This window comes from Vibrio sp. QJM3NY_35 (assembly GCF_057785915.1).
On record NZ_CM173507.1, the window covers coordinates 3,364,596 to 3,385,534 of the forward strand.

19 protein-coding genes are annotated in these 20,939 nt (G+C 46.6%); 9 read left to right on the forward strand and 10 right to left on the reverse strand.

Features of this window, described 5'->3' with window-relative positions:
• Positions 1–33 precede the first annotated feature (33 nt).
• The 3 genes from AC3CH3_RS15325 (at position 34) to AC3CH3_RS15335 (ending at position 2,769) form a co-directional block, all read left to right on the forward strand.
• Positions 34–1,020 carry a serine/threonine protein kinase gene (locus AC3CH3_RS15325; protein ID WP_488538181.1) on the forward strand — a complete coding sequence of 329 codons (987 nt, stop codon included), beginning with the start codon at positions 34–36 and terminating at the stop codon, positions 1,018–1,020.
• A 55-nt stretch (positions 1,021–1,075) separates the two neighbouring features.
• Positions 1,076–1,675, forward strand: a complete 600-nt coding sequence (locus AC3CH3_RS15330) for a thiol:disulfide interchange protein DsbA/DsbL (RefSeq protein ID WP_048610871.1) — start codon at positions 1,076–1,078, stop codon at positions 1,673–1,675.
• A 140-nt stretch (positions 1,676–1,815) separates the two neighbouring features.
• The gene (locus AC3CH3_RS15335) at positions 1,816–2,769 is read left to right on the forward strand and encodes a DUF2860 domain-containing protein (protein ID WP_488537438.1); all 954 of its coding nucleotides are present in this window, start codon (positions 1,816–1,818) and stop codon (positions 2,767–2,769) included.
• A 64-nt stretch (positions 2,770–2,833) separates the two neighbouring features.
• On the opposite strand, the gene AC3CH3_RS15340 is transcribed toward AC3CH3_RS15335, so the two are convergent.
• Complete coding sequence (locus tag AC3CH3_RS15340; protein WP_488537439.1) at positions 2,834–4,357, reverse strand: YifB family Mg chelatase-like AAA ATPase; 1,524 nt, start codon at positions 4,355–4,357, stop codon at positions 2,834–2,836.
• A gap of 472 nt (positions 4,358–4,829) precedes the next feature.
• On the opposite strand from AC3CH3_RS15340, the gene ilvG reads away from it, so the two are divergent.
• Genes ilvG through ilvA form a run of 5 tightly spaced genes read left to right on the forward strand, consistent with a single transcriptional unit; the run spans position 4,830 to position 11,165 of the window.
• Positions 4,830–6,476, forward strand: coding sequence for an acetolactate synthase 2 catalytic subunit (gene ilvG / locus AC3CH3_RS15345; RefSeq protein WP_488537440.1), 1,647 nt, complete (start codon positions 4,830–4,832; stop codon positions 6,474–6,476).
• A 1-nt stretch (position 6,477) separates the two neighbouring features.
• Positions 6,478–6,762, forward strand: coding sequence for an acetolactate synthase 2 small subunit (gene ilvM / locus AC3CH3_RS15350; RefSeq protein WP_017055442.1), 285 nt, complete (start codon positions 6,478–6,480; stop codon positions 6,760–6,762).
• 12 nt (positions 6,763–6,774) lie between these two features.
• Positions 6,775–7,743: a branched-chain amino acid transaminase gene (locus AC3CH3_RS15355; RefSeq protein ID WP_488537441.1), complete on the forward strand. Its 969-nt coding sequence runs from the start codon at positions 6,775–6,777 to the stop codon at positions 7,741–7,743.
• A 33-nt stretch (positions 7,744–7,776) separates the two neighbouring features.
• Complete coding sequence (gene ilvD / locus AC3CH3_RS15360) at positions 7,777–9,618, forward strand: dihydroxy-acid dehydratase (RefSeq protein WP_488537442.1); 1,842 nt, start codon at positions 7,777–7,779, stop codon at positions 9,616–9,618.
• Positions 9,619–9,620: 2 nt separating this feature from the next.
• A complete protein-coding gene (gene ilvA, locus AC3CH3_RS15365) occupies positions 9,621–11,165 on the forward strand; it encodes a threonine ammonia-lyase, biosynthetic (RefSeq protein ID WP_488537443.1) in 1,545 nt (514 codons plus the stop codon).
• 97 nt (positions 11,166–11,262) lie between these two features.
• Here the strand turns inward: ilvA and punR are convergent, their stop codons facing one another.
• Positions 11,263–12,177: a DNA-binding transcriptional activator PunR gene (punR, locus tag AC3CH3_RS15370; protein WP_488537444.1), complete on the reverse strand. Its 915-nt coding sequence runs from the start codon at positions 12,175–12,177 to the stop codon at positions 11,263–11,265.
• 163 nt (positions 12,178–12,340) lie between these two features.
• On the opposite strand from punR, the gene punC reads away from it, so the two are divergent.
• Complete coding sequence (gene punC, locus AC3CH3_RS15375) at positions 12,341–13,552, forward strand: purine nucleoside transporter PunC (RefSeq protein ID WP_019825540.1); 1,212 nt, start codon at positions 12,341–12,343, stop codon at positions 13,550–13,552.
• Positions 13,553–13,676: 124 nt separating this feature from the next.
• Here the strand turns inward: punC and glmU are convergent, their stop codons facing one another.
• From glmU to atpE, 8 genes are all read right to left on the reverse strand, one after another.
• Positions 13,677–15,038 carry a bifunctional UDP-N-acetylglucosamine diphosphorylase/glucosamine-1-phosphate N-acetyltransferase GlmU gene (gene glmU, locus AC3CH3_RS15380; RefSeq protein ID WP_029405665.1) on the reverse strand — a complete coding sequence of 454 codons (1,362 nt, stop codon included), beginning with the start codon at positions 15,036–15,038 and terminating at the stop codon, positions 13,677–13,679.
• Positions 15,039–15,221: 183 nt separating this feature from the next.
• Positions 15,222–15,644: a F0F1 ATP synthase subunit epsilon gene (locus tag AC3CH3_RS15385; RefSeq protein ID WP_004735742.1), complete on the reverse strand. Its 423-nt coding sequence runs from the start codon at positions 15,642–15,644 to the stop codon at positions 15,222–15,224.
• A gap of 18 nt (positions 15,645–15,662) precedes the next feature.
• Positions 15,663–17,066, reverse strand: coding sequence for a F0F1 ATP synthase subunit beta (atpD, locus tag AC3CH3_RS15390; protein WP_019825544.1), 1,404 nt, complete (start codon positions 17,064–17,066; stop codon positions 15,663–15,665).
• Positions 17,067–17,100: 34 nt separating this feature from the next.
• Entirely contained in the window at positions 17,101–17,967 is an 867-nt protein-coding gene (gene atpG, locus AC3CH3_RS15395) for a F0F1 ATP synthase subunit gamma (RefSeq protein WP_016794171.1), read from the reverse strand.
• A 48-nt stretch (positions 17,968–18,015) separates the two neighbouring features.
• Positions 18,016–19,557, reverse strand: a complete 1,542-nt coding sequence (atpA, locus tag AC3CH3_RS15400; RefSeq protein WP_010433235.1) for a F0F1 ATP synthase subunit alpha — start codon at positions 19,555–19,557, stop codon at positions 18,016–18,018.
• Between the two features lie 13 nt (positions 19,558–19,570).
• A complete protein-coding gene (atpH, locus tag AC3CH3_RS15405; RefSeq protein WP_488537445.1) occupies positions 19,571–20,104 on the reverse strand; it encodes a F0F1 ATP synthase subunit delta in 534 nt (177 codons plus the stop codon).
• Between the two features lie 15 nt (positions 20,105–20,119).
• On the reverse strand, positions 20,120–20,590 hold the full coding sequence (atpF, locus tag AC3CH3_RS15410) for a F0F1 ATP synthase subunit B (RefSeq protein WP_010433231.1): 471 nt from the start codon (positions 20,588–20,590) through the stop codon (positions 20,120–20,122).
• Between the two features lie 58 nt (positions 20,591–20,648).
• Positions 20,649–20,906, reverse strand: a complete 258-nt coding sequence (gene atpE, locus AC3CH3_RS15415) for a F0F1 ATP synthase subunit C (protein WP_004411110.1) — start codon at positions 20,904–20,906, stop codon at positions 20,649–20,651.
• Positions 20,907–20,939 lie beyond the last annotated feature (33 nt).

Here is a 20,939-nt window from a genome sequence, read left to right on the forward strand (position 1 = left end):
GAAAAAGGCTCAGTAATGAGCCTTTTTTATTCTATGACGATGCAAGCCTTTAACTTTGATAACCTGACTCCTGACTTCATGTGGTACGCACTGGAGAGCATCGGAGTTCGCGCTGAATCCGGGCTTCTCGCTCTCAACAGCTACGAAAACCGGGTATATCAGTTCACCGATGAAGACCGTAAACGCTACGTCGTTAAGTTTTATCGCCCGCAACGCTGGAACAAAGCACAGATCCAAGAAGAGCATGACTTCGCACTCGAGCTTATCGAACAAGAGATGCCGGTTGCGCCTCCAATGCGAATCAACGGTGCAACCTTACATGAATATCAAGGCTACCTATTTACCTTGTTTGAAAGTGTCGGTGGCAGACAGTATGAAGTGGATAACCTAGACCAACTGGAAGGCGTAGGGCGTTTTCTTGGCCGTATTCATAAAGCCAGCGCAGGGAGAACATTCCAACATCGCCCGACCATCAGCTTAGATGAATACCTTTATCAGCCACGTAAGATTCTAGAGAATTCTCAGTTTATCCCGACGCACCTAGAAAATGCGTTCTTCAATGACGTCGACCTTCTGATCAAAGAGCTAGAGAGCCAGTGGCCGAGCAACATTGAGAATATCCGCCTGCATGGTGACTGCCACCCAGGCAATATACTGTGGCACGATGGGCCAATGTTCGTCGACCTTGATGACGCTCGTAACGGCCCTGCGATACAAGATCTGTGGATGCTGCTTAATGGCGAACGCCAAGATAAGCTGATGCAACTGGATATTTTGCTCGAGAGTTACCAAGAATTTTGCGATTTTAATACCGCACAACTGAAACTAATCGAACCACTACGCGGTCTACGTATGGTGCATTACATGGCATGGTTGGCGAAACGATGGCACGATCCTGCGTTTCCTCTGGCCTTCCCGTGGTTTAATGATCCGAAATATTGGGAGCAACAAGTACTTGCTTGTAAAGAGCAAATTGCTACCCTGCAAGAGCCACCACTTTCGTTAATGCCTCAGTGGTAACAGCAATCGCAACATACAACTAGATAAAAATTCAAACATAATGGAGATTGGATAAATGAAAAAGCTATTCGCATTTTTCTCATTGATCATGTTGAGCCTTTCAGCTCACGCTGCGAAATTTAACGAAGGTGAACACTACAAAGTTCTCGATCTAGAAGCATCAAAAAAACCAATGGTGACAGAGTTCTTCTCTTTCTACTGCCCACACTGTAATAGCTTTGAGCCAATCATCCAGCAGCTAAAACAACAGCTACCTAAAGACGCTAAGCTACAGAAGAACCATGTTTCATTCATGGGTGGCAACATGGGGCTGCCAATGAGCAAAGCTTACGCGACCATGATTGCGCTAAAAGTTGAAGACAAAATGGTGCCAGTGATGTTTAACCGCATCCACACAATGAACAAGCCACCACGTGATGAAGAAGAACTGCGTCAAATTTTCCTAGACGAAGGCGTTGATGCGAAGAAATTCGATGCTGCGTATAACGGCTTTGCAGTAGATTCTATGGTTCGTCGCTTCGACAAAGCATTCAAAGACAGCGGCCTTTCAGGAGTACCAGCTGTTGTGGTTAACAACCGTTACTTAGTAGAAGCTCAAGGTATCAACTCTCTTGATGAGTACTTCGAGCTGGTGAACTTCTTATTGAAGAAGTAAGTCATTGATGAAAGGAAGCTTCGGCTTCCTTTTTTTTTGCTTGTTCAAAAATCATCATTGATAAATAATTAACCTGGAAGTTTAAAGCTTTACTGCTATTAATAACCCGTCCTAAGAACCGGTGGGCAAGGAGCCCTTGAATGAAAATAAAAATAACTCTCTTGGCATTGAGCGTTGCGGCTTCTCCCGCTTTTGCCAAGCTTGCAGACCAACAAGGTTTCAGTGGTGAAATCTCTATCAATAGCGGGGTTGCCTCTTCCACCTCAAACTTTAATACCGATGCTGATAGCAAACTTTCATCTAAAGATCAGAAGGCTTCTTCAGAAAGCTCGTTTCTTGTCGCCCCTTTAGGCAGTGTTGCTTATACCTTTGGTGAGAAGCTAAATCACCAGGTTTACACGGGTACCGCTCGTGATGACGTAGCTACGGGTACTGTTGTGCTAGAGGTTGGTTATAAATACCAGCTTGAGTCAGGCATGACCATCGATGCTTCGATTCTGCCAACTATTATGTCTGGCGAGACTTGGGCCGATCTGTACAACACGACGTCAGCTCGCAGCAAAACCGACGAGACGGGTAATGCCTTTCGTTTAACACTAGAGAGCATCGCTGGCTCTGCTTTCTCTTTAGACATGGCCTACGCCACCAAAGATGTGAAAGATGATCGAGTTGAAGACACGCTAAAACGCGACGCCGATACTTTCTACCTGAAAGGTCAATATCGTCAGCCAATCAGTCGTACCATGATGTTAGTACCGTCACTGATCTACCAATCAAGTTCTGCGGATGGCAAAGCTGCCTCTTATGAACAGTTTGGCGGTGAGGTAAGCTTATTTGGCGGCATGGGACGTCATCAATACGCACTAACGGCCGGTTACAACCAACGCTCTTACGATGCGAGCAGCATTACTTTCCAAAAGAAACGCAGTGACGATAACATCAATCTATTCGCCGCGTATGAATATGATCAATTCATGGATTGGGAAAACTGGTCGTTTGTTTCTCTTGCAGGTTACGGTACTAGTGACTCGAACATTACCTTCTATGATGAGTCTCAATACATCGTCTCACTCGGCCTGAACTACAAGTTCTAACTCCAGCCAGCGCCAATAAATTATCAAACTAAAGCCTGCACACAAGCAGGCTTTCTATTTACTACTACACAGCTTGAGCCGTGAGTTGCTTCAACAATCGGTCCATCGCTCGATAGCCCAGCGCTTCCGATAGGTGTTTCTTTTCTATCTGCTCGTTACCGTCAAGGTCAGCAATGGTTCGCGCTACCTTAATGATTCGGTGATAGGCACGAATCGACAGCCCCAATCGATGGAGTGCTGTCTCAAGAAACTCCGCATCTTCACGTCGCAGTGGGCAATACTTCTCAATTTCTCGACTGCCGAGTAAAGCATTTGATTTATGGTTGCGAGATAACATGGTTTGACGAGCCTGTTTGACCCTGTGCTTTACGACTTGGGTGGTTTCACCTCGGTCACCTCCTTCGGCCAACATTCCCTTGGGCAATAGAGGTATCTCCAATGACATATCGAACCTATCTAGCAAGGGGCCAGATAAGCGATTAAGGTAACGTAGGATGATCTGTGGGTTGGCGCGCGCTTGATTACCCTCGTAATAACCCGTTGGACTTGGGTTAAGTGCACCGACCAATTGAAAACGCGCAGGAAAACGAGTCTTGCCCGCAGCACGGGAGATAATGATCTCGCCCGACTCTAGTGGCTCTCGTAATGAATCAAGCACCTTGCGCTCAAACTCCGGCATCTCATCCAAGAACAATAAGCCGTTATGCGCTAAAGAGATCTCTCCGGGGCGAGGCACCGAACCACCACCCACTAATGCCGCCATTGAACTGGAATGGTGAGGAGAGCGAAAAGGTCGTTGCTTCCAGTTGTATTGATTGATTTCTTGTTGCGTTAACGAGGCCACCGACGCGGTTTCCATCGCCTCATCGTCACTCATTTCAGGTAATAGGTCACGCAATCGAGAAGCGAGCATGGTTTTTCCAGTTCCGGGCGGGCCGAGAAAAAGCAGGTTATGGTTCCCAGCTGCGGCGATCTCCAGAGCTCGCTTGCCTTGTTGTTGGCCGATAATATCTTGTAAGTCGCGAAGCTCTGATACATCAGCCTGATGATGCTCTGTTCTATATAGCCCAAGCTGAGCCTGTCCACACATGTCAGCGCAAACTTCCAGTAAGGTTTGAGCAGATTTGTGCGCCCCCTTGCCCACCAGCGCAGCCTGATCACCGTTATGATGTGGGACAACTAAACATCGTTCAACGCTATCGGCGGCTAACGTCGCTGGCAACACACCCTTTACTGAGCGTAATTCTCCTGACAACGCCAACTCACCGATGAATTCATGCTGAGCTATTTTTGATGTCGGAAGCTGATCCGATGCGACTAAAATCCCAAGCGCGATTGGCAGGTCGAAACGGCCCCCTTCTTTAGGCAAATCGGCTGGGGCGAGGTTGACCGTGATTCTTTTCGATGGAAACTCAAAGCGAGAATTGATAATCGCGCTTCTCACTCGATCTTTAGATTCCTTGACCGTTGTCTCAGGCAGCCCCACCAGCGTAAAGCCAGGCATTCCGTTGCTTATATGCACCTCAACGGTCACTTCTGGCGCCTCTACACCCACACTAGCTCGGCTATGAATTATCGCGAGTCCCATAACTTTCCTTTGTCTTTGATTTAAAAGTATTCGCTCTGGATATTCGTTGCTCACCAAAGCTATAAGGTTGTTATATAGCTTGGTGGAATGGTGTTTTAATGTGAAAAAAGAATGACATTTTCCTTGTCATGCGGCAGATTTGTGTGATAACACTAGAGATATAGACTTTTACTGAAGACAATAAACGAGAAAACTCGAATATTATGATTTTTAACGCTCGCATTTACGCACTGATTAACCTGATTATCGTAGTCATTATTAAGACTGCGCGGGGGCGAGTGGGAAGAAAGTAACCACGAATTAGAAAAAACCCCCGCACTGACAAGTCCGGGGGTTTTTTCTAATTTAAACATTCGATTTTTATATTTTTGAGCATTTTCGGCTTTGCCGATTTACAGGAAGAATGGGAGCACAAGATGTGCAGAGACAAAGGAAACAGTTACCAAAATAAAGGTAATACGGGAGAATTCCGATGAAAGGCGCAGAACTAGTCGTATCCGCACTCAAGCAACAAGGAATTGAGACCGTATTTGGTTACCCAGGCGGTGCCATCATGCCAATCTACGATGCACTCTATGACGGCGGGGTTGAACATATCCTATGTCGCCATGAGCAAGGCGCTGCTATGGCCGCGATCGGCATGGCTCGAGCAACACAAGATGTCGCTGTTTGTATGGCAACGTCTGGCCCAGGTGCTACCAACCTAGTCACTGGCCTTGCTGATGCCTTTATGGACTCTATCCCAATGGTTGCCATCACAGGTCAAGTTGCGAGTTCCCACATTGGTACCGATGCATTCCAAGAAATGGATGTGATTGGTATGTCTCTGTCATGTACTAAACACAGCTACCTAGTAACTGATATTGAAGATCTTGCTTCAACCCTCGCAGAAGCGTTTGTGGTAGCAAAGTCTGGCCGCCCTGGCCCGGTTATCGTCGATATCGCGAAAGATGTTCAACTAGCAGAAGCACCTGTTAACGCTCTTCCTGAATTTAATCCACCCGCAATTCCTGTTGCGACAACTGATGCCATAGAACAGGCACAGTACTTTTTGTCTCAAGCAACCCGTCCTGTTTTATACGTAGGTGGTGGTGTTCAACTTGCTAAAGCAACCGATGCGGTTCGTGAGTTTTTACGCCTTAACCCTATGCCAGCAGTAAGCACACTGAAAGGCTTGGGAACTATCGAACGTGACGACCCACACTACCTTGGTATGCTGGGTATGCACGGCACCAAAGCTGCTAACCTTGTGGTTCAAGAGAGTGACCTATTGATTGTTGTCGGTGCTCGTTTTGATGACCGAGTGACAGGCAAACTCGATACCTTTGCGCCGCATGCTAAGGTTATCCATATCGATATCGATGCCGCTGAGTTCAGCAAACTGCGTCTTGCCAATGCGCCAATTCGCGGTGACATCAACAAGATCATGCCTCAGCTAGAGCTAAGCCAAGACATCTCCTCTTGGGTTCACCACTCTGAAGGCCTTCGTAGCTCATTCAAATGGCGTTACGACCACCCTGGCGATCTGATTTTTGCTCCACTGCTATTGAAGCAACTTTCAGACATGATGCCAGCAAGCTCTATGGTTTCGACTGATGTGGGCCAACACCAAATGTGGGCAGCTCAGCACATTCAGCCGCGCGATCCACAGAACTTCATTACCTCTGCCGGTTTAGGGACCATGGGCTTTGGCTTGCCCGCTGCAATGGGTGCATCGGTTGGGCGTCCTGATGACCAATCTATACTTATCTCTGGTGACGGCTCGTTCATGATGAACATTCAAGAGCTTGGCACATTGAAGCGTCGTCAGATCCCAGTGAAGATGGTACTGCTTAATAACTCTCGCTTGGGCATGGTTCGCCAATGGCAATCGCTGTTCTTTGATGGCCGCCACAGTGAAACTATCTTGGATGACAACCCTGATTTCGTGATGCTCGCGAAAGCATTCGATATCCCGGGCAAAACCATCACTCGTAAAGAAGAAGTAGAACCAGCATTGAAAGAGATGCTAGAGAGCAAAACCGCTTACCTACTTCATGTTCTTATCGATGAAGAAGAAAACGTATGGCCACTAGTACCGCCAGGTGCTTCAAACAGTGAGATGTTGGAGAACACATAACATGAAAAGATACCTATTAGACATCAAAGCCGATGATAAGCCTGTACTACTAGAGCGTGTTCTTCGTGTTATCCGCCACCGTGGCTTCATTGTTAAGCAAGTTGCGGGCACTCAAAACCACGAAAGCAAAGTGGCGAGTGTTGAGATCATCGTAGACAGTGACCGTCCGATCTCTTTCTTGGTAAACCAAATCGAAAAGCTGTGGGATGTGCGTACCGTTGACGTTATCTCGATCAGCCGTAATGAACTGCCAAACAACAACTTACAACAAAAGATAAACGCATAAGGAACCGCAAACATGACAGCTAAAACAGCAGACTATATTTGGTTTAACGGTGAGATGGTTCCTTGGGCAGAGGCGAACGTTCACGTCCTGACTCACGCAATGCACTACGGTACTTCTGTGTTTGAAGGTGTTCGTTGTTACAACACACCAAAAGGGCCGGTTATCTTCCGTCACCCTGAACACGCTAAGCGCCTAAAAGACTCAGCAAAAATCTACCGCTTCCCTATTCCTTACACTGAGGAAGAAATTATGGAAGCGACTCGCGAAACGCTACGCCAAAACAAGCTACAGTCAGCGTACATCCGCCCTCTAGGTTTCGTAGGTAACGTTGGTTTGGGTGTCTGCCCGCCAGAAAATACCGAGATGGAGCTGATCATCGCTGCTTTCCCTTGGGGTTCTTACCTGGGCGAAGAAGCACTAGAAAACGGCGTTGATGCGATGATTTCTAGCTGGAACCGTGCCGCTCCAAACACGATCCCAACCGCAGCAAAAGCCGGTGGTAACTACCTATCTTCACTACTGGTTGGTGGCGAAGCTCGCCGTCATGGTTACGATGAAGGTATCGCACTGAGTGTTGATGGTTACCTTTCTGAAGGTGCTGGTGAGAACATCTTTGTGGTACGTAACGGCGTGCTATCAACGCCGCCAGCGACCAGCGCAATTCTGCCGGGTATCACTCGTGATTCGATCATGACACTAGCAAAAGACATGGGTTATGAGATCCGTGAAGAGAACATTGCTCGTGAAGCGCTATACCTTGCCGATGAAGTATTCATGACAGGCACAGCTGCCGAGATCGTTCCGGTTCGCAGCGTAGACAAAATTACAGTAGGTGAAGGCAAACGCGGTCCTATCACTGAAAAAGTTCAAGCGGCTTACTTTGGCCTATTCAATGGAACCACTGAAGATAAGTGGGGCTGGTTAGACTACGTTTACCCAGCAGACCAAACTTCAGAAAACCAAACGCAAACAGCTAAGTAAGCAACAGCCAAATATTTTATAAGGATTTAAGCAATGCCAATCTATCGTTCAGCAACGACTACCCACGGACGCAACATGGCTGGTGCGCGCGCTTTATGGCGTGCAACTGGCGTTAAAGATGATGACTTCGGTAAGCCAATCATCGCGGTTGTAAACTCGTTCACTCAATTTGTACCAGGCCACGTTCACCTTAAAGACATGGGTCAACTGGTTGCGGGTGAAATCGAGAAAGCGGGGGGTATCGCTAAAGAATTCAACACCATCGCGGTTGATGATGGTATCGCAATGGGTCACGGCGGCATGCTGTACTCACTGCCATCACGTGAGCTTATCGCAGACTCAGTAGAGTACATGGTCAATGCACACTGTGCAGATGCGATGGTGTGTATCTCTAACTGTGACAAAATCACTCCGGGAATGATGATGGCTGCTATGCGCCTAAACATCCCAGTGATCTTTGTATCGGGTGGTCCAATGGAAGCAGGTAAAACCAAGCTTTCAGATCAGATCATCAAGCTAGACCTTGTTGACGCGATGATCCAAGGTGCCGATCCAACGATTTCTGATGAGCAAAGTGAGCAAGTAGAACGTTCTGCATGTCCAACATGTGGTTCTTGTTCAGGTATGTTCACGGCTAACTCAATGAACTGTCTAACTGAAGCGCTTGGTCTATCTCAGCCTGGTAACGGTTCTATGCTAGCAACCCACGCAGACCGTGAAGAGCTATTCATCAATGCTGGTAAGCGCATCGTTGATCTCACTAAGCGTTACTACGAGCAAGATGACGAATCAGCACTGCCTCGTAACATCGCAAACCGCGCAGCATTTGAAAACGCGATGGCACTGGATATCGCAATGGGCGGTTCTAGTAACACCGTTCTTCACCTATTGGCTTCAGCTCAAGAAGGTGACATTGATTTTGATATGGGTGATATCGACGAGATGTCTCGCCGCGTTCCACACCTATGTAAGGTTGCGCCTTCAACACCTAAATACCACATGGAAGACGTTCACCGTGCTGGTGGCGTAATGGCTATCCTAGGTGAACTAGACCGTGCTGGCCTACTGAACAACCAAACTCGCACCGTGCTTGGTCTAAGCATGCAAGAGCAGCTAGCTCAATACGACATCATGCAGACAGAAGACGAAGCCGTGCTTAAGTTCTTCCGCGCTGGCCCTGCTGGTATCCGTACCACCAAAGCTTTCTCACAAGATTGTCGTTGGGATCGCCTTGATGATGACCGCGTCGATGGTTGTATTCGTACCAAAGAGAACGCATTCAGCCAAGAAGGTGGCCTAGCAGTACTTTCAGGTAACATCGCGGTTGATGGTTGTATCGTTAAGACCGCGGGTGTTGATGAAGAAAACCTTAAGTTTCAAGGCCCTGCAATCGTGTTCGAAAGCCAAGACACAGCAGTAGACGGCATCTTAGCGGGTAAAGTAAAAGCAGGCGAAGTGGTTGTTATCCGTTACGAAGGTCCTAAAGGTGGTCCGGGCATGCAAGAAATGCTCTACCCAACCACTTACCTAAAATCGATGGGTCTAGGCAAGTCTTGTGCTCTTCTAACTGACGGACGTTTCTCTGGTGGTACATCAGGTTTGTCTATCGGTCACGCTTCTCCAGAAGCTGCAAGTGGCGGTGTGATTGGTCTAGTGAACACGGGCGATATCATTACTATCGACATCCCTAGCCGCTCAATCACACTTGATGTGCCTGAAGCAGAGCTTGAAGCTCGTCGAGTTAAGCAAGATGCACTAGGCTGGAAACCAGAAAACCGTCAGCGTGAAGTGTCTTTTGCACTGAAGGCTTACGCAAGTATGGCGACCAGTGCCGACAAAGGCGCAGTACGTGATAAGTCTAAGCTTGAGGGCTAACTATGAGTGATGACACCCCCAGTCCCCAAAAACAAACTGGCGCAGATTATCTGCGTCAGATCCTGAGAGCGCCGGTTTACGAAGCGGCAATCGTGACACCTCTACAGGATATGCCACGTTTAAGCGCGCGCATTGGAAATCAGGTCCAGCTTAAGCGAGAAGACCGCCAGCCGGTGCACTCGTTCAAGCTACGTGGTGCCTACAACATGGTATCAAGCCTTTCTGAGCAGCAAAAAACCGCAGGTGTGATTGCTGCATCGGCGGGTAATCATGCTCAAGGTATGGCGCTATCAGGCTCTAAGTTGGGTATTCAGACTACGATTGTGATGCCAAAAACCACACCAGACATCAAGGTTGATGCGGTACGTGGATTTGGCGGTAACGTGGTTCTGCACGGCAGCAACTTTGATGAAGCCAAGGCAGAAGCCGAGCGTCTTTCTGCTGAACATGGCTTCACCTTTGTGCCTCCTTTCGATCATCCACTGGTGATTGCAGGACAAGGCACGATGGGTATGGAGATGCTGCAGCAAAACGGTCACATGGATTATATCTTTGTGCCGGTTGGTGGTGGTGGCTTAGCTGCGGGTGTTGCTGTGCTAGTAAAACAGCTGATGCCAGAGATTAAAGTCATTGCAGTAGAACCTGAAGACTCGTCTTGCTTGAAAGCAGCGCTGGATGCTGGTGAACCAGTGGTTCTTGATCAAGTCAGCATGTTTGCTGATGGTGTTGCGGTTAAACGCATTGGCGAAGAAACCTTCCGTCTTTGCCAACAGTACATTGACGGTCACATTGCAGTCTCTAGTGATGAGATCTGCTCTGCGGTGAAAGATATCTTTGAAGACACTCGTGCGATTGCTGAACCTTCAGGAGCGCTTGCTCTGGCTGGCTTGAAGAAGTTTGCTGAGCAGAACCAACTGCAAGGCAAGCAATTGGCAACGGTACTGTCTGGTGCTAACACCAACTTCCACGGTCTGCGTTATGTCTCTGAACGTTGTGAGCTGGGTGAGAAGCGAGAAGGTCTACTTGCTGTGACGATTCCAGAGCGACAAGGGGCATTCCTAGAGTTCTGTAATATTATTGGTGGTCGAGCGGTGACTGAGTTTAACTACCGCCACAACGACGAAAGCCTCGCGAATATCTTCGTTGGTGTACGTCTACAAGGTGGCCAAGAAGAGCTCGAACACATCATCAATGACCTACGTGAGGGCGGCTACCCAGTTGTCGATCTCTCTGATGATGAGATGGCAAAACTGCACATTCGCTACATGATTGGCGGCAAACCATCGAAACCACTGAAAGAACGTCTGTACAGCTTCGAGTTTCCAGAATATCCAGGTGCATTGATTAAATTCCTTGATACCTTAGGGACTCACTGGAATATCAGCCTGTTCAATTATCGTAACCACGGCGCCGATTACGGTCGCGTATTGTGTGGCTTCGAACTTGGTGATGATGATTTAGCTCAGTTCTCGACACACCTACGAGAACTTGGCTATCAGTGTAAAGATGAAACCGATAACCCTTCCTATAAGTTCTTCTTGTCTTAAGAGTTAACGACCGAATCAAAAAGAGCGAGTATTTACTCGCTCTTTTTATTGGTGTTGATTCAACTCAAACTTGAAAAGGATCTTCTCGCTAAGTTCATTAGACCGCCTTGCGATGATCCAACCAATCTTGGTGAAGTTGTTCACTCGATCCTAGGTATTTCACCATCCACTCGATCAACTTATGGTTATCGTCTTTTCGCCACACCAAACAACAATGACTCTGCGGACTCGGTTCAGGCAGTATTTTTTCCACCAGCAATCCTTGTTCGATAATTGGCGCGGCAATGTGCCTCGGCATATAACCCACCCCTACTCCATTTTTAAGGCATTCAATTGCGCTATACCAATTGGGTAACAACAGGCGTCTTTGATTTGAGTAGTGGCCTGTGTGTCGCTTAGGCAGTACGCTGGAGGTATCGTCCAAACATATCGCGGGATACTGGCTAACAAACTCTTCATTGAGGTTTTGCTCTCGCACACACGGATGACTCGGCGACATCACAAACGCCCAATCTAGGCGTCCCATATCTTTAACCTCAAAGTCGCCACCGACCGGAATCGCCGAGGTCGCACCAATCACAATATCCGCTCTGCCCTGTGCAATCGCTTCCCAAGAGCCATTAAACACCTCCATGTTGATCTGAAGCTCTGCAAACTCAAAGGTTTGGTAGAACTCTTCAATCATCGGCTTCATCTTGTCGAGCTTAACCACGTTATCGAGCGTTAGACGCAAGGTTTTCTTCCAACCACGCGCTGCTCGGCGAGTCTGAGCACTGACCTCTTCCATCTGTCTCAGTAACGCACGTGCCTCTTCAATGAACAATTCACCTGCCGGTGTCAGCTCTACTTTTCTCGGTAAACGTCTGAAAAGTAGAACATCCAGTTCTTGCTCTACTTGCCTAACCCCATAGCTGATCGCCGATGGTACTTTGTGCAATTGTTCTGCCGCCGCAGTAAAGCTACCTAAACGAGCAACCGTATCGAGCATTTCTAAAGAGGATTTAGAGAACATAAGCCTTCAAATTTTTTGATTGATAACCACATATTTTAGCGTTTTATTTTATCAGGTCTGAAAAATAGAATGTCAGCATAAATAAACAGGGGCTTTTACTTCTGTATATCAAACAATTTTTTTGATGATAAAAACATCACTACCTTTAGCTTAATGGCATCTTATGAATATTTCTAAATTTCAATTGGTCTACCTTGCAGTTCTTTCAATGCTTGGCTTTATTGCGACCGATATGTACCTTCCTGCATTTAAGGCAATGGAAGTTGATTTCGCAACCGGCCCAGAGCAGATTGCTTTGTCTCTAACGGTATTCCTTGGCGGTATGGCAATGGGTCAGCTTCTTTGGGGTCTGGCGAGTGACAAGTATGGTCACCGTAATACGTTGGCGGTTGGTCTTGTTATCTTTACCGCAGCTTCATTCGGCTTAGCATTCAGCACCGAGGTATGGCACCTACTGACACTGCGCTTCATTCAAGCGATCGGTGTATGTGCTCCAGCGGTAATCTGGCAAGCAATGGTTATCAAGCGTTACTCGCAAAGCAGTAGCCAGCAAATTTTTGCAACCATCATGCCTTTGGTTGCGCTATCTCCTGCACTAGCACCTCAGCTAGGTGTGTTACTGGCGGATAGCTTTGGCTGGCACAGCATCTTCATCACATTAACCTTGATGGGTGCACTGCTAGTGGCGACAACAATGGCTCAACCAAAAGAAGCGCCTGAAGTAAAACAGACATCGATTAAGACAGACATCAAAGTGTTGCTTAAATCAAAGCCTTACATGGGTAATGTTTTAATGTTTGCATCAGCATCTGCCGCGTTCTTCGCTTACCTAACGGGTATGCCAGAGATCATGGCTCAACTAGGTTATGAAGCAAAAGACATCGGTTTGAGCTTTATCCCACAAACAATCGCGTTCATGGCGGGTGGTTACTTCGGTAAGCAAGCAGTGAAGAAATATGGCGATGGCGTTGTACTAAGAAACCTTATCGGTTTGTTCAGTGTAGCGGCGATGCTTATCTTTATCGCATCACAGTGGGAACTGACGTCAATCTGGCCTCTACTTGCGCCTTTCTGTTTGATTGCTGTAGCGAATGGCGCACTTTACCCAATCGTAGTTAACCGTGCTCTATCAAGTGCGAAACAAAGCCCAGCAACAGCTGCAGGCTTACAAAACAGCCTGCAAATCAGTATCAGTGGCCTATCAAGTGCGTTGGTCGCGGCAATGGCTAGCCAAGCACTAAGTGCAACGGGTATCGCGGTTGTGATTTGTTTGGGTGCACTGTGGGTTGGCTATATTGTTTCGAACAAAGAGCTGTCTGAACATTTCGCGACACCAGACAACTCTCGAGTGGTCGCTGACGAGAAACAAGACTAGTTTCTAAGTTAACGAAAACAAAAAAGAGCGAGATTACTCGCTCTTTTTCTATATCTAGATAAATAAGAAAAAGCCAGTAGCGGTACTACTGGCTTTCATTTAAATCATCTTATTTATTAAGAGACTACTTTTTCTTAGTCGGACGTTGCCAATCAGCAATCTTACGTTCTTTAGCACGGCTGATAACTAACTCATTTTCAGAAACATCGCGCGTTACTGTAGAGCCAGCACCAACGGTAGCACCATTACCAATCGTAACAGGCGCTATTAATTGGCTATCTGAACCAACGAATACGTCGTCGCCAATGATGGTCTTAAACTTATTCGCGCCATCGTAGTTACAAGTAATTGCACCCGCACCCACGTTTACACGCTGGCCAATTTCAGCATCGCCTAGATACGTTAAGTGGTTCGCTTTCGAACCCTCACCAAGACAAGTATTTTTCACTTCTACGAAGTTACCGACGTGCGAGTTATTACGCATGTCAGCGCCAGGACGTAGACGAGTAAAAGGACCAACCGTACAGTCTTCACCGACCGTTGCACCTTCAATTACGCTGTATGGACGCACGATGGTGTTGTCATCGATCTCACAGTCTTTCAAGACACAACCGGTGCCGATAACCACGTTGTCGCCAATGCTTACGCTGCCTTCGATGATAACATTAGTATCAATCTCAACATCCATACCGCACTGCAGTTCACCACGCAGATCAAAACGGCTTGGGTCACGAAGCATTACGCCTTGCTTCAATAGCTTATCTGCTTGCTCAGCTTGGTAAGCGCGCTCTAGACGAGCAAGTTGAGAGCGGTCGTTCACGCCTTCCACTTCAATCGGGCTTACTGGGTGTACCGCTTCAACTGCACGACCTTCGTCGTGAGCCGCTGCAATAACGTCAGTCAGGTAATATTCACCCTGTGCGTTGTCGTTACTTAAGCCAGACAACCAGCGCTTGAGATCGCCACCGGTCGCCACCATAACGCCAGTGTTGATCTCTTTGATAAGCTTCTGCTCATCGGTTGCATCTTTCTGCTCAACGATAGCCACAACAGGGCCATTACGACGAATAATACGTCCGTAGCCCATTGGGTTGTCTAACACGACCGTAAGTAGCGCGATGCCACCGTTTGGTTGGGCGTCTAATAGGTTTTCAATGGTTTCAGGTGAGATCAGTGGAACATCACCGTAGAGCACCAATACTTTTTCATCATCAGCGAAATGTGCAGATGCTTGATCCACCGCGTGGCCTGTACCTAGCTGCTCAGCTTGCAGTGCCCAATTTACAGATTCTTCAGCTAGAGTAGCCTTCATCTGATCACCACCGTGGCCGTAAACCAGGTTGATATTTTGAGCGCCTAAACCATTACAGGTATCGATAACATGCTTCACCATTGGCTTACCTGCAAGTGTGTGCAGAACCTTTGGTGTGTTTGAATACATGCGAGTGCCTTTGCCCGCCGCGAGAATTACCGCGCTAAACTTCATTGTAAACCTATCCAACGTTATTTTTATTAAGCCGATATTGTAACCGTTTTTGGCCAAAAAATTAAATCGCAATAACCATTTAACCAGTAGTGATACGTAAAAGAAGCATTTTTGAGAATCTAAAAATGCAAAAAGGCGACCCTTAGGTCGCCTTTATCTCAGAGTCTATAATCTTAAAAAAGATTAACGACGCTGTTTTGTCAGTTCGATAACTCGTAACTGAGCAATGGCTTTAGCCAGTTCACCGGCCGCTTGTGCGAAGTCTATGTCGCCATGCTGATTTTGGATATTCTCCACAGCCTTGCGCTTAGCTTCTTCCGCCTTTGCTGCGTCTAGCTCTTCACCACGGATAGCTGTATCAGCCAGTACAGTCGCTGTACCAGGCTGAACTTCTACCATACCACCAGAAACATAAATAATTTCTTCGTGGCCGTGCTGCTTAACAATACGCACCATACCAGGCTTGATAGCGGTCAGCAGTGGAGTATGACCATGGAAAATACCAAGCTCACCCTCACTACCGGTCACCTGAAACGTCTCAACAAGGCCTGAGAAAATTTGTTTCTCTGCACTTACAACGTCTAGGTGAAAGGTTATTGCTGCCATATCGCCTCCTAGTTAGCCTTATAGCTTCTTAGCATTCTCGATAGCTTCGTCAATTGCACCACAGTACATGAACGCTTGCTCTGGAATGTCATCGTATTCACCAGATAGAAGACCTTGGAAGCCACGTAGAGTCTCTTTAAGAGGTACGTAAACGCCTGGGTCACCTGTAAATACTTCCGCTACGTGGTAAGGCTGAGTTAGGAACTTCTCAATCTTACGAGCACGAGATACAACTTGCTTATCTTCTTCAGATAGCTCGTCCATACCTAGGATAGCAATGATATCTTTCAGCTCTTTATAGCGCTGAAGAGTAGACTGAACGCCACGAGCGATGTCGTAGTGCTCTTGTCCAACTACCAATGGATCCAGTTGACGTGAAGTAGAATCTAGCGGGTCGATCGCTGGGTATAGACCCATAGATGCGATGTTACGGTTAAGTACAACCGTTGCATCCAAGTGAGCGAACGTTGTTGCTGGAGACGGGTCAGTCAAGTCATCTGCTGGTACGTATACCGCCTGTACAGACGTGATAGAACCAGATTTAGTTGACGTGATACGCTCTTGTAGAACACCCATTTCTTCAGCTAGTGTAGGTTGGTAACCTACCGCAGAAGGCATACGACCTAGAAGTGCTGATACTTCAGTACCTGCTAGTGTGTAACGGTAGATGTTATCAACGAACAGTAGAACGTCACGACCTTCGTCACGGAAGCGCTCTGCCATTGTTAGACCAGTCAGTGCAACACGTAGACGGTTACCTGGTGGCTCGTTCATCTGACCGTAAACCATCGCTACTTTTGATTCTTCAGGTTTTTCAACGTTTACAACGCCAGCTTCCTGCATCTCAAAGTAGAAATCGTTACCTTCACGAGTACGCTCACCTACACCTGCAAATACAGATAGGCCTGAGTGTTGAAGTGCGATGTTGTTGATAAGTTCCATCATGTTAACGGTCTTACCTACACCAGCACCACCGAATAGACCGATTTTACCACCCTTAGCGAATGGACAAATCAAGTCGATTACTTTAACACCAGTTTCTAGAAGAGCTGTCTCGTTAGACTGCTCTTCGTAGCTTGGAGCTTCACGGTGAATTGCGTAATGCTCTTCAGCACCGATTTCACCACACTCATCAATCGCGTCACCTAGGACGTTCATGATACGACCCAATGTCTTAGTACCTACTGGTACTGAGATTGGAGCGCCAGTATTTTCAACTGTCAAACCACGACGTAAACCATCAGAGCTACCCATTACGATTGCGCGAACTACGCCACCGCCAAGTTGTTGCTGAACTTCAAGAACTAGACGTTCTTGTACTTCATTAACATTCAGAGCGTCGTATACACGAGGTACTTCACCCTGTGGGAACTCTACGTCGACTACCGCACCGATGATCTGTACGATCTTACCTGTAGCCATCGTTAATCCTCTAACTATTTAGTTTTACCTAAGCTTAAACCGCAGCTGCGCCTGAAACGATCTCAGAAAGTTCTTGTGTAATCGCCGCTTGACGCGCTTTGTTATACACAAGTTCTAAGTCATCAATAATGTCACCAGCGTTATCTGTTGCTGATTTCATTGCAATCATTCGAGCCGCTTGCTCACAAGCAAGGTTCTCAACCACACCTTGGTACACTTGAGATTCGACATAGCGAACCAATAGTGCATCTAGTAGTGGTTTTGGCTCGGGCTCATAAATGTAGTCCCAAGAATGACTGCGTTTCATTTCTTCGCTGTCTGATTTAGGCAAAGGAAGTAATTGATCGATCGTTGGTTCTTGAACCATAGTGTTTTCAAACTTGTTGAACACTACGAACAGGCGATCTAATTCGCCTTCATCATATTTCTTCAGCATAACGCTTACAGAGCCAATCAAGTCTTCAAGGCTTGGACGATCGCCCAGACCAGAAACTTGAGCTGCTACTTTCGCGCCGCTGTTATTAAAAAATGCTGTCGCTTTTGAACCTACAATTGCAAGTTCAACGTCAGCACCTTTCTCAGACCAATCTTTCATGTCGTTCATGGCTTTCTTGAACAAGTTAATGTTCAAACCACCACAAAGACCACGGTCTGTAGAAACGATGATGTAACCAACACGTTTGGCTTCACGTTCCTCAAGATAAGGATGCTTATACTCGAGGCTACCATTCGCCAAATGACCGATCACTTTACGCATTGTTTCTGCATATGGACGAGTAGCTTCCATTGCGTCTTGAGAACGACGCATTTTTGAAGCTGCTACCATTTCCATTGCTTTCGTAATCTTCTGTGTGCTTTTAACACTACCGATTTTATTACGTATCTCTTTTGCGCCGGCCATCGTTACTCTCCGTTAATGGTATGAGGTGGCCCTAAGACCACCTACCAATTACCAGGTCTGGGTTGCCTTGAAATCGTCAACAAGCTTCTTCAGCTCAGCTTCGATTTCTTTATTGAAAGCACCCGTTGTGTCGATCTGTGTTGCTAGATCGGCATATTGACCACGAGCAAACGACAGTAAAGCAGCTTCAAAGTCTAGAACTTTAGAAAGTTCAACGTCTTGAAGGTATCCACGCTCTGCAGCGAAGATTACTAGAGCTTGGTCAAATACAGACATAGGAGCGTATTGCTTCTGCTTCATCAGTTCTGTAACTTTTTGACCGTGGTCTAGCTGCTTCTTAGTCGCTTCATCAAGATCCGATGAGAACTGTGCAAATGCTGCAAGTTCACGGTATTGAGCTAGAGCAGTACGGATACCGCCAGATAGCTTCTTGATGATTTTAGTCTGCGCCGAACCACCTACACGAGAAACTGAGATACCTGGGTCAACAGCTGGACGTACGCCCGCGTTGAATAGCTCAGTTTGTAGGAAGATCTGACCATCAGTAATCGAGATTACGTTCGTTGGTACGAATGCAGATACGTCACCAGCTTGCGTTTCGATGATAGGTAGAGCAGTTAAAGAACCAGTCTTGCCTGTCACTTCGCCGTTAGTGAATTTTTCTACGTATGCTTCGCTTACACGAGCAGCACGCTCTAGTAGACGAGAGTGAAGGTAGAAAACATCACCTGGGAACGCTTCACGACCTGGTGGACGCTTAAGTAGTAGCGAGATTTGACGGTAAGCTACCGCTTGCTTAGATAAATCATCATAAACAATCAGTGCATCTTCACCGCGATCACGGAAGTATTCGCCCATCGCACAACCAGCATACGGTGCAAGGTATTGCAGCGCTGCAGATTCAGAAGCAGATGCAACAACAACAACAGTGTTTGCTAGTGCGCCGTGCTCTTCTAGTTTGCGAACTACGTTAGCAATAGTCGACGCTTTTTGGCCGATAGCTACGTAGATAGAGAAAATACCAGAATCTTTTTGGTTAATAATCGCATCGATCGCCATTGCTGTTTTACCAGTCTGACGGTCACCGATTACTAGTTCACGTTGACCACGACCGATAGGGATCATTGAGTCAACAGACTTGTAACCAGTTTGAACAGGTTGATCTACCGATTTACGGTCGATTACACCTGGTGCGATAATTTCTACAGGCGAAGTCAATTTAGCTTCGATTGGACCTTTACCATCAATTGGCTCACCTAGCGTGTTTACAACACGACCAAGCATTTCAGGACCTACTGGTACTTCTAGAATACGACCAGTACCTGTAACTTTCATGCCTTCCTGTAGGTCAGCATATGGGCCCATTACAACAGCACCAACCGAATCACGGTTCAAGTTTAGTGCTAGAGCGTAACGGCCACCCGGTAGTTCGATCATTTCACCTTGCATCACGTCCGCTAGGCCGTGGATGCTAAGGATGCCATCGCTTACAGAAACGATAGTACCTTCATTGCGAGCTTCACTAACAACGTCGAAAGATTCAATACGTTGTTTAATTAGATCGCTAATTTCAGTGGAATTAAGTTGCATGCTCCAATCCCCATTAAGACTGCAATGCATCGCTCAGGCGGTCTAAACGACTGCGCGCTGAGTTATCGATGACTAGGTCTCCGGCTCGAATAATAACTCCACTAAGTAGAGTCTCATCTATACTGCAATTCAGCTGAACTTTGCGCGCTAAGCGCTGTTCCAATTTGCTGCTGATCTCTGCGCGTTGTTCTTCAGAAAGTTCTACCGCTGAAGTTACTTCAACGTCGATCTCTTTCTCATACTCTTTTTTGAGTATAAAGAACTCTTTACAAACATCAGGAAAAGCCATTAAGCGGCCATTCTCTGCCATCACTTTAATTAAGTTCTGACCGAATTCATCAAATTGTTCGCCACAAACTACAATGAATACTTCAGCTAATTTTTCAGCAGTCATAGAACCGCTTAATAAATTATGAACATCATCATTTTGTGCCACTTCGGCAGCAAAAGTAAGCATCTGACCCCATTGGTCTAGCTCACCTTTATCTACCGCAAAGTCAAACGCTGCTTTAGCATAGGGGCGTGCGATTGTAGTCAAATCAGACATATACAGCCCCTTGCTTTAAAGTTTTGCAGTAATGTTGTTAAGAAGATCATCGTGTACATCTTTATCGATTGTACGCTCAAGGATTTTCTCAGCACCAGCTATAGCCAGAGTTGCGACTTGTTTGCGCAGGTCATCACGGGCACGTGTACGCTCTGCTTCAATTTCTGCTTCAGCTTGCGCTAAGATTTTCTGGCGTTCTGCCTGAGCTTCTTCGCGTGCTTCATCAATAATTTGAGCTTTACGTTTGTTTGCCTGATCAATAACCTCAGTTGCAGTGCGCTTTGCTTCTTTCATTTGCTCAGAAGCGTTGGCTTGTGCCAGGTTCAAGTCTTTAGCAGCGCGTTCAGCGGCTACTAGACCGTCAGCAATTTTTTTCTGACGTTCTTCAATTGCTTGCATGATTGGTGGCCATACATATTTCATGCAGAACCAAACAAACAATGAAAAAGCAATTGCTTGACCTAACAGAGTTGCGTTCATATTCACAACAGCTACCCCTCGTTAAGAATCAACTACAAAAATTTAATTAACTATTAAGAGTTAATTAGCCTGCTAGTTGACCAACAAATGGGTTAGCAAACGTGAATAGTAGTGCGATTACGATACCGATCATTGGAACAGCATCCAGTAGACCAGCGATGATGAACATCTTAACTTGTAGCATTGGAGCCATTTCAGGTTGACGCGCAGCGCCTTCTAGGAATTTACCACCAAGAATAGCAAAACCAATTGCAGTACCTACGGCACAAAGACCAACAATAATAGCAACAGCGATTGCTGAAAAACTTAGTACAGTTTCCATTTACGTTCTCCGATTAACATTAATAGTTAGAAT